The sequence below is a fragment of the Wenzhouxiangella marina genome (genome assembly GCF_001187785.1).
Lineage (GTDB): Bacteria > Pseudomonadota > Gammaproteobacteria > Xanthomonadales > Wenzhouxiangellaceae > Wenzhouxiangella > Wenzhouxiangella marina.
The window spans coordinates 864884-880937 of record NZ_CP012154.1 but is presented as its reverse complement, the minus strand read 5'-3'; the positions used below and the strand labels follow the sequence as shown (position 1 = coordinate 880937).

Sequence of the window (16054 nt, the reverse complement as noted above, 5' to 3'; positions counted from 1 at the left end):
GGAGTAGACTCGAAAGTATGGCCATGACCCCTACAGCAGCTTCAAGAAACCTCGATGACGCACGCACTGGCGGCACCGATGTCCGAGCGGCTACTCGCCTGACCATCGATGCGGTGCTGGGCGTAACCGACATCGTGGAGTCCATGCACGCCACGATCGCTGCCGTGGCGCCGCCATTCGGAAAGGCGGCGATCAAGCGGACTCGCGGACTGACCGCTCAGGTCTATCGAAGCATCCGGACCGTGACCCGGGGCGTTGGCTTCGGGCTCGACTTCGTGCAGCGGGCACTGCCGGATCTCGATCTGGACGATGAATCTTCAGCGCTGCGCGTCGGCCTGATCGCCAAGCTCAACGGCGTGCTCGGCGATCGTCTCGAGGCCAGCGGCAGCCCACTGGCCATTCCGATGTCCCTGCGCTCGGAGGGCCGGGTTCTGGAGCTGAACGCCGCCGTCCTTGCGCGCCAGCTTTCCGGCCAGCACAAGCGCCGGGTGGTCGTGCTCGTTCATGGTCTGTGCATGCATCATGGCCAGTGGCAGCGCGAGACGCATGATCACGGCCGGGCCCTGGCCAGTGATCTGGATTGCAGTGTCCTGCATCTGCACTACAACACGGGCCGCCGGATTTCGACCAATGGGGAGGAGTTCGCCCGGAAGCTCGACGCCTTGCTGAAAGCCTGGCCGGAACCGATCGATTCGCTCATCCTGCTCGGCCACAGCATGGGTGGACTGGTGATCCGCAGCGCACTCGAGCAGGCACGACAGGATGAACTGGACTGGCTCGATCGCGTGGACGGTGCCATCTTCCTCGGCTCGCCCCACCACGGCGCGCCGCTGGAGCGCCTCGGCAATGGCCTGGACCGCCTGCTCGAACTCAGCCCCTACAGCGCACCCTTCACCCAGCTTGGCCGCCTGCGCAGCGCCGGCATCCGCGATCTTCGTTACGGCAACGTGACCCTGGCCGACTGGCAGGGCGTGGACCATGGCCACTGGCGCGACAGCCGCCGCCCGACGCCGCTGCCCGAGGGCCTACGCTGTCTGAGCATCGCGGCGACTCGAAGCCCGAACCCGGACGCGCCGATCGGCTCACTCAAGGGCGACGGTCTGGTCCCCGTCGCCAGCGCACTGGGCCGGCATGACGACGCTGACCAGGAACTGGCGCTGAGTTCGGCGGATCGCTTCATCGTGGCAGACACCCACCACCTCGGACTCCTCGAGCACCCTGAAGTCTATACACGGCTGCGTGACTGGTTACTGGAAGGCAGTTCCTAGTATGCGGCAGAGGGCCTCGGTCGATGTTTCATGAAAAGCCCCATCGTTCCCATCGAAGCGGCTGGCTGCGTGCCGCCGTGCTCGGCGCCAACGACGGCATCGTCTCGACCTCCAGCCTGATCATCGGTGTGGCCGCCGCCGGACCCGACGCAACGGCCATTCTGCTGGCCGGCGTGGCCGGCTGGATCGCGGGGGCCATGTCCATGGCTGCGGGCGAGTACGTCTCGGTCAGCTCTCAGGCCGACACGGAGGCCGCCGACCTGGCCGTCGAAGCAGTGGCACTGGAGAAGAACCACGATGTCGAGCTCGAAGAGCTGGCCGGGATCTATCGGGACCGCGGCCTGAATGCGGAACTCGCCAGAGAAGTCGCGCGCCAGATGATGGAACACGACGCCCTCGGCGCCCATGCCCGTGATGAATTGGGCCTGAACGACGTCGCTCGCGCCCGCCCGATCCAGGCCGCCGTGTCTTCGGCCCTGACCTTCACGGTCGGTGCCGCCCTCCCCCTCGCCGCCGCCTGGCTCGTGCCGGTGCAGTGGATCATGCCGACGGTGGCCGTTTCCTCGCTGTTCTTCCTGGCCCTCCTCGGCGGCCTGGCGGCGGTGGTGGGTGGCGCTCCACCCCTGCGCGCCGCGGTCCGCGTGACCTTCTGGGGCGCCCTGGCCATGCTGGCGACGGCGGCGGTCGGCCGCGTTTTCGGCGTGGTTGCCTGAGCCCACGGCCGAGCGTTGACCGGCGCTTGTCGATAGAATGCGCGTCGGGCGCATTGCGCCCTGCCTCACTCCTCCCTGGTTTCTGATCGATGTTGACTGGCGTATTACTCGGCCTGACGGCCCTGGGACTCTCCGCCGATGCCTTCGCCGCCTCCCTGGCGCGCGGCGCCGTCACGCACCGCCCCGGCCTGGCCCCGGCCACGCGCAACGGCGTGATCTTCGGCGGCGTGGAGGGCGCCATGTGCCTGCTCGGCTGGCTGCTCGCCTCGACCTTCGCCGCCCTGATCAGCGCCATCGACCACTGGATCGCCCTGCTGTTGCTCGGCTTCATCGGCGGGCGGATGATCCATGAGGCCTTCAGCGACGAGGAGGACGACGAACGACGTCGCTCGGATGGACTGGGCCTGACCCTGCTGACCGCGATCGGTACCAGCATCGATTCCGCCGTGGTCGGGGTTGCCCTCTACCTGGCCGGCAGCCCGGCGTGGGCCGCCCTGGTCGTCGGCACCACCTCGGTCATCATGAGCACCCTGGGCTTCCTGCTCGGCCCCGTCGCCAGCCGCCTGCTGGGCCGGCGCGCCGAAATCGCCGGCGGCCTGATCCTGATCGGCATCGGCCTGAGCATCTGGATCGATCACGTGCTGCTCTGAGCGCCCGTCCGCGCTCACCGTTTCGATTTTTATGCGCCCACCGGGAATAAATCCGGCCTCTCCCTCGTTTACCCAGCGTCCGGACATGAACAAGGCACCCGGAACGGGCGAAAGCCTTCGCGCAATTCAACGAGGAGATCGAAATGAAACTGATCAAGACACTGACCCTGGCCGGCCTGATGTCGGTGGCGTCATTCACCGCCGCCCAGAGCGGCATGATTACCGGCGGCTTCACCGGCAACTGGTTCAACGCCGACACCAGCGGCCAGGGCTTCCAGCTCCAGGTCATGCCCGGCGGTCAGGCCGTGGCTTTCTGGTTCACCTATGACGCTGACGGCAACCAGGTCTGGCTGATCGGCAACAACGACATCAAGGGCAACCGTCTGGAGATGGACATGCTGCGTCCGGTCGGCGCGCGCTTCGGCGCCAACTTCGACCCGAACGACGTGAACCTGCAGCCCTTCGGCCAGGTGGTGCTGACCTTCGATGACTGCAACAAGGGCACGGTCAGCTGGGAGAGCAACGATGCCCAGTTCGGTTCGGGCAGCATGCCGCTGGAACGACTGACCGCCTCCGCCGGCGTGTCCTGCACGGCCTCCGTGGCCGACAACCGCAGCGGCACCGATCCGGTGATGGACTTCCGCGTCTGGCTGACCAACGATTCGGGCATCGCCGGCGCCGAGGCCAAGGCGGACTACGAGTCACGCCCGGGCCGTGTCGAATTCGACGTAGAGGTCGAGGACGTGCCGGTGGGTGACTACACCCTGATGGTCGACGGTGTCGAACGCGGCACCATTCAGGTCCAGGCCAGCGATGACGGTACCGAAGGCGAAATCGAATTCTCCAGCCCGCAGGATGACAGCGATCTGCTGCTCGACTTCGAGCCGCTGGGCGCGCTGATCGAGATCATGGACGGCAGCACCGTCATGTTCAGCGGCATCGTCGATCCTGCCTTCGCCCCGCCTGGCGATGACGATGATGATGACGACGATTCCGGCGCCCCCGGTTTCGGCAGTTCGGAAACCAAGATCAATCTGACGAACGTCGGTCCTGACCCGGACGCCAGCGGGGATGCGGAACTGGAACAGCATGCCTCGCGCGTCGAGTTCGACGTCGAAATCGAAGACCTGGATCTGGGCAGTTACGAACTTTGGGTCGGTGGCGAGCTTCGTGCCGAGATCGAAGTGATCCAGGTCGATGGCGGCACGGAAGGCGAGGTGGAGTTCCGCAACCCGGTCGAACCCGGCAAGCTGCTCCTTGACTTCGACCCCTTGGGCCAGCTGATCACCATCGAGCAGAACGGCACCATCTTCCTCAGCGCAGAGTTCCCGTCCACCCCTGGCGTCGGCGATGACGATGACGACGAGGGCAGCGACGACAACGGCAACGACGACGGCAACAATGACGACGATGACGATGACGACGATGATGACGACGACGAGGACGAAGACGACGAGGATGAGGATGAAGATGAGGACGACGAAGACGATGACGAGGATGACGACGGCGACGACGATTGATGTCCTAGCCAGCGTTTGAGAGAGACATGGACCGGGTGGGCTCCCCTTCCCAGCACCTCCGCCCCGGGTGCCAGACCTCCGAGGTCGCCGGTCCTGTCCACCTCATCCCGGAACAGCCCCGCCCGAGCAGATCCGGCGGGGCTTTTTTGCTGGAGGCATCCGACCTGGATGCGCCAGCGCAGGCATGAAAGAACCGGTCCCGCAGGCCTATACTCACCCCATGAACAAGCGCGCGAACAAAATGCCCCGAAGCCTGGGCAGCTCGATTCGATGGATGGCCCTGGGCCTGGCCTTCCTCGGCCTCGTCGCCGGGCAGACGGTCAAGGCAGCCCCGGCCCGGGCATTCCTGACCGTCAGCACCTTCGGCCTGTCCTTCGAAGGCGATTTGTTGAATGAGGACGACATTGACGACGACGTCGAAGACGACGTTGAGGACGACGTCGAAGACGACGTTGAGGATGATGCCGAGGACGATGCCGAGGACGACGCCGAAGATGACGCCGAAGATGACGCCGAGGACGATGCCGAGGACGATGCCGAGGACGACGCCGAGGATGACGCAGAGGACGACGCCGAGGACGACGCAGAGGATGACGCAGAGGACGATGCCGAGGACGACGCCGAGGATGACGCAGAGGACGACGCCGAGGATGACGCAGAGGACGACGCAGAGGACGACGCAGAGGACGATGCCGAGGATGATGCCGAGGACGATGCCGAAGACGACGCCGAGGATGACGCCGAGGATGACGCCGAGGATGACGCCGAGGACGACGCCGAGGACGATGCCGAAGACGACGCCGAGGACGACGCAGAGGACGACGCAGAGGACGACGCAGAGGACGATGCCGAGGACGACGCCGAGGACGACGCCGAGGACGATGCCGAGGACGATGCCGAGGACGATGCCGAGGACGACGCCGAGGACGACGCCGAGGACGACGCCGAGGACGACGCCGAGGACGACGCCGAGGACGATGCAGAGGATGAGGCCGAAGACGATGCTGAAGGCAGCGATGACGAGGCCGAGGACGAGGCCGACGATCGCCTCGAGACACCGGAGCCCGAACCGGAAGCCCTGCTCGACGAAGCCACCCTCGATGGCCTGGTCGAGGATGTCTTCGACATGGCCTTCGACCACGAAGGCGAAGCCATCCTTCGGAACGAACTGCTGATCCTGACGGCCGACGAGGATCTACCCGAGCTGGATCGCCTGCCGGGCTGGCGAGAGCTGGAGCGCGAGGCCCTGCCCCGCTTCGAGAGCACCCTGGTTCGACTGCTGGTTCCCAGGGATCAGAACCTTCAGAGCGCACTGGACCGTGTCCGTCAACTGCTGCCCGAGGCCAGCATCGACTACAACCACAGCTACGAGCTGGGCCAGGCCGAGTCGGCAGCGGACAAGCACTCGGCCAGGCGGCTGGCCGGAGACCGCTACCCCGCACTGCCAACGGGCCCGGTTCGCCTGGGGATCATCGACAGCGGGATCGCGCAGAATCACGAAGCACTCGACAGCACCCACATCCGGCGCCGATCATTCCTGAGCGACGAACAAGCGCCGGAGCTCAGCCATGGCACGGCCGTGGCCTCCCTGCTGATCGGGCATTCGGAAGCCCTGCAGGGGATCGCGCCCGACATCGAACTGGTCGCGGCCGAAGCCTTCTTCGAAGCACCCGAACTCGGGCTGATCTCCACCAGCTACCAGCTCGTCCAGGCCATGGACTGGCTGAGCGGCGAGGACGTGCGAGTCATCAACATGAGCCTGGCCGGGCCGGCCAACCGGGTGCTCGAGCGGGCAGTCGAACTGGTGGCCGATGAAGGCATCCTGATCGTCGCCGCGGCCGGCAATGACGGCCCGAACTCAGCCCCCCGTTACCCGGCCGCCTACCCCGGCGTGATCGCCGTGACCGCCGTCGACCGGAACAATCGCGTCTATCTGCGCGCGGTGCGAGGCGAGCACCTGGACTTCGCGGCCCCCGGGGTGAACCTGTCGGTGGCCGACCCTCAGGCCATCGATGCCTACCGAGACCGATCCGGAACATCGTTCGCCGCGCCCTTCGTGGCCGCTCTGGTGCTGCACTATCGATCGGCTCATCCGGAGGCGAGCCCGGCACAGTTGATCGAATGGATGCAGGACGACGTGGTCGACCTGGGTGAGCCCGGGCCCGATCCGGTGTACGGCTGGGGACTGGCCGGCGCCAGCCTGCTGGCCGGCGCCGGAGAGCCTGACCAGGATTCGGAGCGCTGAGACGCCCGACCCGGTCCCGAGCGACGGGGTACGCGTTTACTAGAAAGACATCTCCAGCTGGGCTTCGAAGCGGTTGTCGCTGAAGTCCGCCGATGGAAGATCCGACTCGTGATCGCGGTACTGGTAGCTGAGCAGGGCCGTCAGACGCTGACTGATCGGCAGGTCCACTCGAACGCGCCAGCGCTGGCGCTGGTCATCGCGGCGTTGACCGATGGACGGCGTGACCGAGCGATAGTCGCGGTCTTCATAGCGCCAGTCCAGGCGCAGTCGGACGGGTCGCTCACCATACAGATCGAAGCGCCGTGAATAACGCAGCTCCAGCTGCTGCCCCCGATAATCGAAGGCCGCATCACGCGTGTCTTCGTCCTCGTATCGCAGGCCGGCAACGACATAGTGCCGAGTGCCATCGATGAAGAAGTACAGGTCCGCATCCGCCGCATGGACGTTCCCGTCACGCCCGGGGTTCTCCGGGAAGTCCTTGTCTCGATAGAAGTAGGAACCGCGAAGGTAGAGGCGACGGGTCAGGAAGCGAGTGAAGTAGGGCGAGAGGTGGGTAAAGCTGAGCAACTCGTCGCCATCGAGCCTGGCCTGGACATGGTAGGTCTCGATGCCCAGATCGAAGTGCTCGAAGTTCTGCTTGAGACCGAAGCTCAGATTGTGGATCTGGAGGTCGAACTCCGACTCATCGAAGTAGCTCTTCTGCGACAGGCTGTAGCCCAGGCTCAGATCCGTGCCCTGATCGAAGTTCCTTTCGTAGTCCAGGTCGAGATCGAGCACGGCCGCCGCATCCCCGACATTGCGCACCTGGTCCAGCTCCTCGACCGTGACCAGGTCGTCGTACTGGAGGCCGGCGGCGACGGTGACCTCGATCGGCCAGGCTGCACCGTCCTCCTGAGCAAGCCCGGTGCTGGACACGCCCAGTGAGAAGGCCGACAGCAGAACGCCGGCCATGGGGCCGGCGAAAGGGAACGCGGATGAATCGTGGGGCATGAGGCAGCTCCGGATGGTGGGTGGGGAGTGGGCGTTTCGGGTCATGGCCAGCCCTGCTCGATCACTTCGGTCTCGTCCGCGCCCAGCAGCAGGTCGCCGGCCAGGTGCTCCATGATATAGGCATCGATGGCCGGGGCCTGATCACCGCTGGCGGCGCGGAAGACATCTTCGTCCTGTTGGCGAAGTGGCACCGGTTGCGCCAGGCCGATCTGCCATCGACCCGCCGCACGACAGGCGACCGCCGCCAGTGCCGAGCCTTCGGCCGGTGACTGGATTTCGAACTGACGGCACCAGTCACCATCGGCATCACGATAGCTCAGCGCCACCTGCCCCCGCTGCGCTCCGTCCAGGGAAACGGTCTGGCCCGCGGGCGCGGATTCCAGCAGTTCGAACCAGGCATGGCCCGGATCGACCTGAGCCAGCTCCTGCAGGGACAGGGCAGGCGTGCTGTCACCCTGCTCGCCCAGCTGGATTCCCACGACCAGGGCCAGAGCCAGCGCGGCCGTCGCCAGGGCCGGACGCGGCAGTGTTCGAAGGCTCCAGTCGGTCAGGCGGAGAAACCAGGGTCGGGGCGCCGGCTCGTCATCCATCAGCAAGGCAGTCAGGGCCTCTGGCATGGGGCGCGCCTGAGCCATGTCCGTGTAGTGCTCGCGCAGGCGTCGCTCGTTGACCATCATCCGGGCCACACGCTGCTGCAGTTCGGGCTGAGCGTCCACCGCCGCCTGCACCTGACGGGCTTCGGATGCATCGAGCTCTTCGTCGAGCCAGGCCGAGAGGGTGACGTCGTCGATGCTGAACCGGGTCGGGTCTTGGGTGTTCATCATTTGTTCTCCTCGGTCAGTTCCAGCAGGCGCTTGCGAGCGCGCGACAGTCGGCTCATGACCGTACCAATGGGAATGTCCAGAATCTCGGCCGCTTCGCGGTAGCTGAACCCCTGGACGGATACGAGGCCCAGCACCAGGCGTTGATCGGCATCGAGCTGCTCGACCGCGCGCTGCAACTCACCGACCTGAATCCGATGAAAGGCGTCGGCCTGTCCATCGTGTGCATCCTGGTGGCGCTCGAGCTCGTCGGCCGTGGCGGTCCGTGTGCGTGACCGAGAGCGCAGGCCATCGATCCAGTGGTTCTTGCAGACCCGGAACATCCAGGGCAGAAAGGGCGCGTCGGCGGGAACACCCTTCTCGAGCAACAATTCCACCGTGCCCTGGGCCAGATCATCGCCGTCGGCCGCGCTGCCGGTCAGTGAGAAGCAGAACCGGCGCAATGCGTCGAGGTGCTCGACCAGGAGCCCTTTCAGTACCTTGTTCGAGTGCTTCAATGCCGACCCACTCGTCGTCTGCCCCTCGTGTCCGATTAAACCCTCCCGCACGGGGGCCGATGGCTCCCGCGGGCGTTCCATCTTACCGAATCCGGCGGCCGACTCGGCGCGCCACGAAGGCTGCGCGGCGCCAGGTTCGGCGAACGACCAGGCCGGATGCGCGCTCGACTCAGTCATGATCTCGCGGATCCGAATCGAGAACCAGGGTCGATTGGGCGGAAAGACGGCGAATCCCGGCTTGCCAGAGCCACCAGGTGTGGTGCCACTGACGGCAACGATGCCGCAGCTGACAGACGCCTCTCCAGACGGTCAGCCGGGCAAGATTGCTTCGTTGGCGCCGGTTCTTCATCATCATCTTCAAGCTCGTTGTTGTCGTTCTTGCCTGGATGACGTTCGAGCGCCCCGATCTATTCCCGACGGTCCGAACTTTTTTCACCGCGCCTCGCGCGGGCAGCAAAGGAGCCCGGACGGCGCATCCGATGGCTCTGAGTTAAGATCGAAGCTCGAACCCGATTCCTCCGGAGCCCCTCATGCCACGCGCCCTGCTTCTGCTGCTCAGCCTGCTGCTGACACCCTCCGCTTTCGCCGACGACCATGCCGACAGGTCCGAACCGGCAAATGCCGAGCCTCGACAATCGACCACCCAGCACCGCATCCGCATCGACGGCGAGACGGTCGAGTACAGCGCCACCGTCGGCTGGCTGATCATGGAAGACGAGGGCGAGCCGATCGCCCGCTTCGGTTACACCGCCTACCTGCGGGACACCGACCAACCCGCGGCCGAACGCCCCATCATGTTCGCCTTCAACGGCGGCCCAGGATCCTCCTCCCTGTGGCTGCACATGGGCGTGCTCGGCCCGCAGCGGGTACTGGTCAACGACGCCGGCTATGCCGCACCGCCGCCGGCCCGGCGCGTGGACAATGCGTTCAGCATCATCGACGTGGCCGACCTGGTCATGGTCGACCCGGTCGGCACGGGCTTCAGCCGGCCCCTCGGCGAGGCCGAAGGCAGCCGCTTCTGGGGCGTGGATCAGGACATCGAATCGGTGGCGGCCTTCATCAAGCAGTACATCACCGAACAGGGCCGCTGGGCGTCACCCAAGTTCATCCTCGGCGAGAGCTACGGCGGAATCCGTGGCGCCGGCCTGGCCCATCATCTGCAGAGCCGCCACGGCATGAACCTGAACGGCGTGATCCTGGTCTCGCCCTTCCTGTCGGCCTCGGCCGGTCGGGACGGCGGCAGCCTGGACCTGCCGCACGCGCTCTACCTGTCGGGCCTGGCGGCCACGGCCTGGTATCACGACCGGCTGGAAGATCGACCGGAAGACCTCGCCGCCTACGTGGCCGAAGTGGACGAGTTCGCGCTGAACGAGTACCTGCCTGCACTCACCGCCGGCTACACGATCAGCGAAGCCCGCAAGCGCGCCATCGCCGAGCAGCTGGCCCGCTACACGGGCACCAGCAGCGACTACTGGCTGCGCGCCGATCTCCGCGTCTCGCATCAGGAGTTCGTACAGGAACTCGCCCGCGATGACCGCCTGATTGCCGGACGCATCGACTCGCGCTTCATCGGGCCTTCGATCAATGCCCTGAACGACCGCATGGACTATGATCCCTTCTTTCCCGCGGTCGGTCCGGCCTACACAGCAGCCTTCTTCGATTACCTGCACAACGAGCTGGACTTCGGCCGCGACGAGGACTACAAGACCACCGCCTGGCCGCTGGACTGGGACTGGAGCCATGTCGATCCCGATGGCCGCCAGCAGCCCGCCGTCGACCTGCTGCCGGACCTGTCCCGGGCGATGATCATGAACCCGGGCCTTCGCCTGCACATCCAGCAGGGCTACTACGATCTGGCCACGCCGGTGGGCGCGACCAATTACTACCTGCGCCACCTGAACATCCCGGCCGAGGCGCGCGAGCGCATCCGCTACGATCTGTATCCGGCCGGGCACATGATGTATCTCCACGATGAATCCCTGCGCCAGTACCGCGACGACCTGGTCGAATTCATCGAGTCCGCCCTGCCCTGAATCCTGTCCGACGGTGCAAGGCGTCGCTCCCGGCGTCTTGCTCCATCGGCACTCCCTTGACGACTTTCAAGCGCAGAAAGCGCATTACTGAACAGGGCCCTGGCATTTTCGTGCCGCGACGGCACGGCCGGGCATCAATTCAGAGGGAGTCAAGAACATGAAGATCAAGAAACTCTGCCTGGCCATCAGCGCCGGCATGCTGCTGGCCAGTTCGAATTCGGTGCTGGCGCAGGAAGACAATGCTCACATGCTTCGCATGGTGCGTCTGGACGTCAAGGTCGGCCACACCAGCGCCTTTCGTGAAGCCATGCGCGCCTACAACGATTGCTACACCGAGAACGGCGGCGAAAGCAGCTGGAGCGTCTGGTCGAACGTGACCGGCGCCGGGGACTACTACTATCTGGTCAGCCGCATGGACAACTACGCCGAAATGGGCGAGCAGGACGAGGCCAGCCGCGAATGCTGGCCGATGGCCGAAGAGCAGATCATGCCGCATATCAGTCAGTTCGAAGCCCGCTACGCGCGCTTCATGCCCGACTGGAGCGGCGAATACAGCGACTCGACGGTGGTGGAACTGCACCAGTTCCGGGTCGAGGACGGTCGCGAGTTCCGCGAGACCGTCGGTGAGATCACCAACATCCTCAAGGAAGCCGATCACCCCCACATGGGCGCCTGGTATCGCAACCTTCACAGCAGCAGCAACCAGCCCAACTACTTCGTGGTGTCACGCTACGCGGATTTCGCGGCCATGGACGAGGAGCGTCCGAGTGCCTATCGAGGCGTTGCCGATGCCGCTGGCGAAGAGCGGGCCGACGAGCTCTGGGACGCCTTCGGCGACTCGCTTCACGAGGACTGGGAATACCGCAGCGAACTGCTGGCGCGCATTCCCTCCCTGGACATGAACATCGGCGAGGACTGATCCCCGCCATCGGCTGACATGCCGACCCGCACGACAACGGCCCGGACTTCCGGGCCGTTTTCAATTGGTCCGAAACCATCTGCGAAACACCGAAGACAGACCCATGAAAAAGGCGGCAGACCCACCGGCCTGCCGCCACGTCGTCGTACACGGTGAGCCGTCGCCGGCTCGCTCCCCTTTCTGCCTGTTGCTCAGTTGCTGGGAACCTCGAAACGGTCATTGAACAATCGATGCAGGACCGGGGTCTCACCATCGGCTCGAATCACTCGCAACAGGTTGAAGCTGGCTCGCGTCGCTTCGACCTCCAGGCCGACCGTGCCACTGCCGATCACGTAGTCGACAGCGATCGGGTCCGGGTCAGGATCCGCATCGTAGGGCAGACAGACGTTCGGCCCGGCCTGTGGCGTCGTGCACATTCCCTGACCGCTCACATCGACCAGAATCAGGGGGCCACTCTGCTCGTTCCTGAACTCGATGCGAACGGCATACTCGATGCCCACCTGAACATCGCTCAGATACCTCCTCAGTTCGTGGTCCGTGCCATCCACGCGCTGCGTCAAGGTCCACTCATCCCGGAACTCGTCCACGGTCAGCCGGAGGTGGTCATCCTCTCCCTGCCACCAGAGATAGATCGTGATGCGGCCCTTGCTGAACTGATCGAATCGGACGCTCGATTCAAGCAGACAGCGGCTGCAGCCCGCGAAGATCGGATCGGCGATCAGCCGCGCGATGCTGTCCGTATCCGCGATCAGATGCGTTCCATTGCCCGGCTGGGTACCGTCCAGCGGCTCTGACCAGGCCGAAGGCTCGGTGTAGAACCAGGCAGACGACGAGGGTGGGATGCCGTCATCGAAATGGTCGAAGAGGGGCGCTTCTTGCTCGACGGGCACCTGAATGCTGGCGATGGTCAACCGACCCCGGCGCGGCGGTTCCGCTCCACCCACGGGGGTTTGATCGAGCACGAAAGGCTGGATCGAAACCGACACGGTGCCGTTGCCAGCGCCGCTGCTCACCTCGTCGATGCTCAACCAGGGCGCGCCCTGAATGACCTCCGCCGTCCATTGATTGAATTCGCAGCCCGGAACCCCTCCGAAATCGACATCCAGGGTCACCTCGCCACCCACGGGGAGCACGCTGATGACCGCCGGGGTGATGGTGGCGCTGCAGGCACCGCTACCGGCCTGTTCGATCGTGCGCGGGACGGTTGCAGGGTCCCCGTTGGCGAAGATGATGCGTTCGCTTCTCGAGGCGGGCTGCTCGTTGTTCTCGGTCGGGAGGTTGTCGCTGATGGCCCGGTAACGAATTGCACCGGTGGCGCCGGCCACCTGAGCGCAGGCGGCCACGCCCTCATCGATTTCCTGCTGTGACGGGGGAGATGGGTAATCCTCCGGCGGGCTGAAGGGAATGTCCTTCCGCTCCAGCCAGATCGCATCGAAGTCATCGGGGTCGATGTCCAGACGGGTGGCCCAGGGACATTCGCCGAAGCCACCTACCGCGTCATTGATCACGCAGAAATATCCCGTCCGCTCTTCCTCGGTACCGGCCTGGGGCAGCCTCGGCGGCGCGGCACCCGGCGTGCCATCACCATCGGCCAGCACCCACTGAGGCGGTGTCGAACAGGTGTCGTTGTCGATGATGTTCACGGTGATCCTGCGCGCGGCCAGGGTTTCCTCTGGTGTGGCCCCCTCCGGCAAGGTCAGGTTGGTCGAACCGGTCAACTCGACAAAGAACTGCTCCTGCAATTCGGCAAAGCCATCGTCCACCAGGTCGATGGAGAGGAAGGCCCTGTCATTGCCTGGAAGGAACTGGAGCTCACCGATTACGGGCTCGTAGTCGTTCTGCAGGCCGGATTCCGCTCCTCCGATCGTGCCGAAGGAAACCCCGTTGACCGTCGTGAACTCGACCGAGCCTTCGACCTCCTGGACCACCGAGAGCTCGACGGGGATTTCAACGAAGCCAGTGGCCTCCGCGTTCTCGTCACAGGAATAGACCAGCGGACCGCCCGGTGGCGAGCCCGCCGTGCTCGGCAGCGAGCCGTCCTCGCAGATGAACACCTGCTCCGAGGGTGGCTGGACCACGGCCGGAGGATCATTGTCGACAATGGCGCCGATGCCCTGGCGGCGAACAACGATCGCGTTCGTCTCATCGAACATGTCGACGAAGAAGGACTCCGTATCCTCGTACACCAAATCATCCGTGACGGGCACGGAGAAGGCCAGCTGGCTCTGCCATTCCTGCTCGGGGTCACACTGATCGGCAAAGGTCAGGGTCCGGGTCGTTCGCTCGTAGTCACCACTCTGGAAGGTCGCCGTATCGTTGGCGGTCAACAAGGTCACCGAGGGTTGGGGGGTGCTCGGCAGCGGCGTCATCGGATCGCCGTCATCGGCACAATCCGTCGGAAGGTAGGGATAAGGCTTGCTGGCCGACACCGTGAAATTGGCCGTCGCCCGGCCCAGGGGGCCCTCGAGAATACCGACGTCATTGATGCTCAACTCCACCGGCGACTCCAGACTCTGGACCACCAGTGGCTGCGCCTCGACGCCAACCATCACTCCTTCGGCATCAAGCACCGGCACATTCACGGCCATCCAGGCCAGCATCATCTCGCCGCTACGGCTCAGGGCCAGGCTCGTCGAACCGTTGCTTCTTGGGTGAGAATTGACGGTGACCGGCGGTACTGGCGTGGCCGAGTCCCTTTCATACCCGGCCTCGAACCAGCGCAGGCGAACGTCGACGTCGTTGGTCGGCGGCAGGCCGGTCGTCTCGTCAGACCGATCGACCGACGCAGTCTCGGGAGGCAGTTCATCCGTGGGCAAAACGATACCCAGTTCCTGGGCCTGTTCCTCGCAGCTGCGACAGGGTATTCCGGAGCCGTTCTGGCAGGGCTGGCGGACAAGGCGAGTCCGTTGGCTGTAGGGCGAGCTGTAGGTAATCAGCGCACAGCGCTCTTCGATACTGAAGTCATTGGGGGTCGCTTGCAGGGTGACCGCGCGCACGAAGCTGCCGAAGTCATCCCAGGCCCAGGGAGAGTCCGGGCTCAGCTGCAGGCCCTGGAAGGCCGTATCCTCATCAAAGGGAACGACATTCACGCGCGCACGGCAGCGAGATCCCGTCGAGCTCGTGTTCGTATAGGTCAGGTTCAGGGAGCAGCTGCCCCCGTTGGGCCCGAAAACGATATCGGAGGCGTCACCGGCACAGGAGGTGCTGAGGAACCAATTACCGAAGTCGTTTTCGTTGTCATGCGGGCAAGTCTGCTGTTGTCGCGAATAGCTGACGGCAAAGTCACCATCGAGGTCAGACGCGTTGACTCTGGGATAGCGTAGCGATCGGATGAAGCGCCCGTTCACTGCCGTCTCCTGATCCACGAGCACCGCCTCCTGCGTGGCGTTTCCGTCTTCGGTGAAGTTCGACATGAGGATTTCGCTGACGGCTGGATTGCCACCGCCAATCTGGTACTGATGCCGCTCCCAGACCACGCGGAAGGTACCGTCCACCGCATAGTCGACATCTGGATCATGGAAGCTCTGCTGTACATTCGCCGAAGGCGCCACGATGGTCAGTTCGCCACCCTCGAGCTGACCCGAGGGGGTAAGACGCTGACCGAAGATCCCCCCTTCCTGAGCCCGCCAGACCACCACCGAGCGGTTGTTGTTTTCATTGATCGCCACCCTCCCCCGGACTTTGGCCTCTGCATTGCCCGTCACGAAGGTCGTGACGTCATAGCCCGTCAAGGGGTCTCGGGAGAGATAGGCATAAGGATCCTCGCAGCGTTGCACTTCGTCTGCCGGTGGCGTACCCGCAAAGAGCTCGGTACTGAGCGCATAGAGCCCCCAATAGGGCGAGGCCCGATGGTCGGCCACCAGAATGACCGTGCGGCCCGAGGCGGCGGAATCCGCATCGATGTGCAGGCGAGGACGCTGCAGAATCGCGTTGCCCGTCGTGGTCGGAAGGACTTCCTCGCTCGACCAGAGGGCTGCCGGATTGACCAGCGGCTCTTGCAGGCCGCCCCCATCGGAAGGACAGAGCTGATTGGTGGCGCTGGCGTTGAAAGAGAAGGTTCTGGCATAGACGTCCTGCGTGAAATCGCTGTTGCTGACGATCTCCAGCGCAGACCAGATCACGGTGAAGAACCCCCGTTCATCGACGGTGATCGATGGATTCGAAACCGATTGTTCGAATTCATAGCGCCCCAGACGGTTTGGCCCGGTCACGACATTGCCAGCCCCATCGACGAGCGCTGCCAGGACATATTCATGCGTCACCCCGCCTTGCTCGACCCGCTCGATCCATGCCGCTGCAAAACGGCGGTTCTGCGGCAGGGCACCCGCCGGTCCCAGCGCCACCACCTCCGGCGTCAGTCCGGACAAGCCACCGAAGCTAGTCTCATCGGCAGCAAGG

Annotated in this window: 11 protein-coding genes; 7 read left to right on the top strand and 4 right to left on the bottom strand. The window is 64.7% G+C overall.

Annotated elements, in window-relative coordinates:
• The first annotated feature begins 23 nt into the window (after positions 1–23).
• The 5 genes from WM2015_RS03740 to WM2015_RS03720 all read left to right on the top strand — a co-directional run bounded on the left by WM2015_RS03740 (position 24) and on the right by WM2015_RS03720 (position 6396).
• Positions 24–1268 carry a lipase family alpha/beta hydrolase gene (locus tag WM2015_RS03740; protein WP_049726965.1) on the top strand — a complete coding sequence of 415 codons (1245 nt, stop codon included), beginning with the start codon at positions 24–26 and terminating at the stop codon, positions 1266–1268.
• A gap of 23 nt (positions 1269–1291) precedes the next feature.
• Positions 1292–1981 (top strand): VIT1/CCC1 transporter family protein, encoded by a 690-nt coding sequence (locus WM2015_RS03735; RefSeq protein WP_049724785.1) that lies wholly within the window; start codon positions 1292–1294, stop codon positions 1979–1981.
• A gap of 89 nt (positions 1982–2070) precedes the next feature.
• Entirely contained in the window at positions 2071–2631 is a 561-nt protein-coding gene (locus WM2015_RS03730) for a manganese efflux pump MntP (protein WP_049724784.1), read from the top strand.
• A gap of 143 nt (positions 2632–2774) precedes the next feature.
• Positions 2775–4151, top strand: coding sequence for a hypothetical protein (locus WM2015_RS16110; RefSeq protein ID WP_049724783.1), 1377 nt, complete (start codon positions 2775–2777; stop codon positions 4149–4151).
• A gap of 241 nt (positions 4152–4392) precedes the next feature.
• The gene (locus tag WM2015_RS03720) at positions 4393–6396 is read left to right on the top strand and encodes a S8 family serine peptidase (protein WP_169751091.1); all 2004 of its coding nucleotides are present in this window, start codon (positions 4393–4395) and stop codon (positions 6394–6396) included.
• 39 nt (positions 6397–6435) lie between these two features.
• Here the strand turns inward: WM2015_RS03720 and WM2015_RS03715 are convergent, their stop codons facing one another.
• The 3 genes from WM2015_RS03715 to WM2015_RS03705 are packed head-to-tail and all read right to left on the bottom strand — an operon-like array spanning position 6436 to position 8881.
• On the bottom strand, positions 6436–7386 hold the full coding sequence (locus WM2015_RS03715) for a surface lipoprotein assembly modifier (protein ID WP_169751090.1): 951 nt from the start codon (positions 7384–7386) through the stop codon (positions 6436–6438).
• Between the two features lie 41 nt (positions 7387–7427).
• Complete coding sequence (locus WM2015_RS03710; protein ID WP_156200812.1) at positions 7428–8210, bottom strand: anti-sigma factor family protein; 783 nt, start codon at positions 8208–8210, stop codon at positions 7428–7430.
• On the bottom strand, positions 8207–8881 hold the full coding sequence (locus tag WM2015_RS03705; protein ID WP_211260957.1) for an RNA polymerase sigma factor: 675 nt from the start codon (positions 8879–8881) through the stop codon (positions 8207–8209). The genes WM2015_RS03710 and WM2015_RS03705 overlap by 4 nt, the downstream gene beginning before the upstream one ends.
• A 353-nt stretch (positions 8882–9234) precedes the next feature.
• Between WM2015_RS03705 and WM2015_RS03700 the strand changes: the two genes are divergently transcribed.
• Complete coding sequence (locus WM2015_RS03700) at positions 9235–10737, top strand: S10 family peptidase (protein WP_082169405.1); 1503 nt, start codon at positions 9235–9237, stop codon at positions 10735–10737.
• 157 nt (positions 10738–10894) lie between these two features.
• Entirely contained in the window at positions 10895–11656 is a 762-nt protein-coding gene (locus WM2015_RS03695) for a hypothetical protein (RefSeq protein ID WP_049724779.1), read from the top strand.
• Positions 11657–11847: 191 nt separating this feature from the next.
• On the opposite strand, the gene WM2015_RS03690 is transcribed toward WM2015_RS03695, so the two are convergent.
• On the bottom strand, positions 11848–16023 hold the full coding sequence (locus WM2015_RS03690) for a Calx-beta domain-containing protein (RefSeq protein WP_169751089.1): 4176 nt from the start codon (positions 16021–16023) through the stop codon (positions 11848–11850).
• Positions 16024–16054: the final 31 nt, after the last annotated feature.

Coding starts and splice junctions, on each gene's coding strand:
- WM2015_RS03740 (WP_049726965.1), top strand. CDS start 24: ATGACCCCTACAGCAGCTTCAAGAAACCTCGATGACGCACGCACTGGC.
- WM2015_RS03735 (WP_049724785.1), top strand. CDS start 1,292: ATGTTTCATGAAAAGCCCCATCGTTCCCATCGAAGCGGCTGGCTGCGT.
- WM2015_RS03730 (WP_049724784.1), top strand. CDS start 2,071: ATGTTGACTGGCGTATTACTCGGCCTGACGGCCCTGGGACTCTCCGCC.
- WM2015_RS16110 (WP_049724783.1), top strand. CDS start 2,775: ATGAAACTGATCAAGACACTGACCCTGGCCGGCCTGATGTCGGTGGCG.
- WM2015_RS03720 (WP_169751091.1), top strand. CDS start 4,393: ATGCCCCGAAGCCTGGGCAGCTCGATTCGATGGATGGCCCTGGGCCTG.
- WM2015_RS03715 (WP_169751090.1), bottom strand. CDS start 7,386: ATGCCCCACGATTCATCCGCGTTCCCTTTCGCCGGCCCCATGGCCGGC.
- WM2015_RS03710 (WP_156200812.1), bottom strand. CDS start 8,210: ATGATGAACACCCAAGACCCGACCCGGTTCAGCATCGACGACGTCACC.
- WM2015_RS03705 (WP_211260957.1), bottom strand. CDS start 8,881: ATGACTGAGTCGAGCGCGCATCCGGCCTGGTCGTTCGCCGAACCTGGC.
- WM2015_RS03700 (WP_082169405.1), top strand. CDS start 9,235: ATGCCACGCGCCCTGCTTCTGCTGCTCAGCCTGCTGCTGACACCCTCC.
- WM2015_RS03695 (WP_049724779.1), top strand. CDS start 10,895: ATGAAGATCAAGAAACTCTGCCTGGCCATCAGCGCCGGCATGCTGCTG.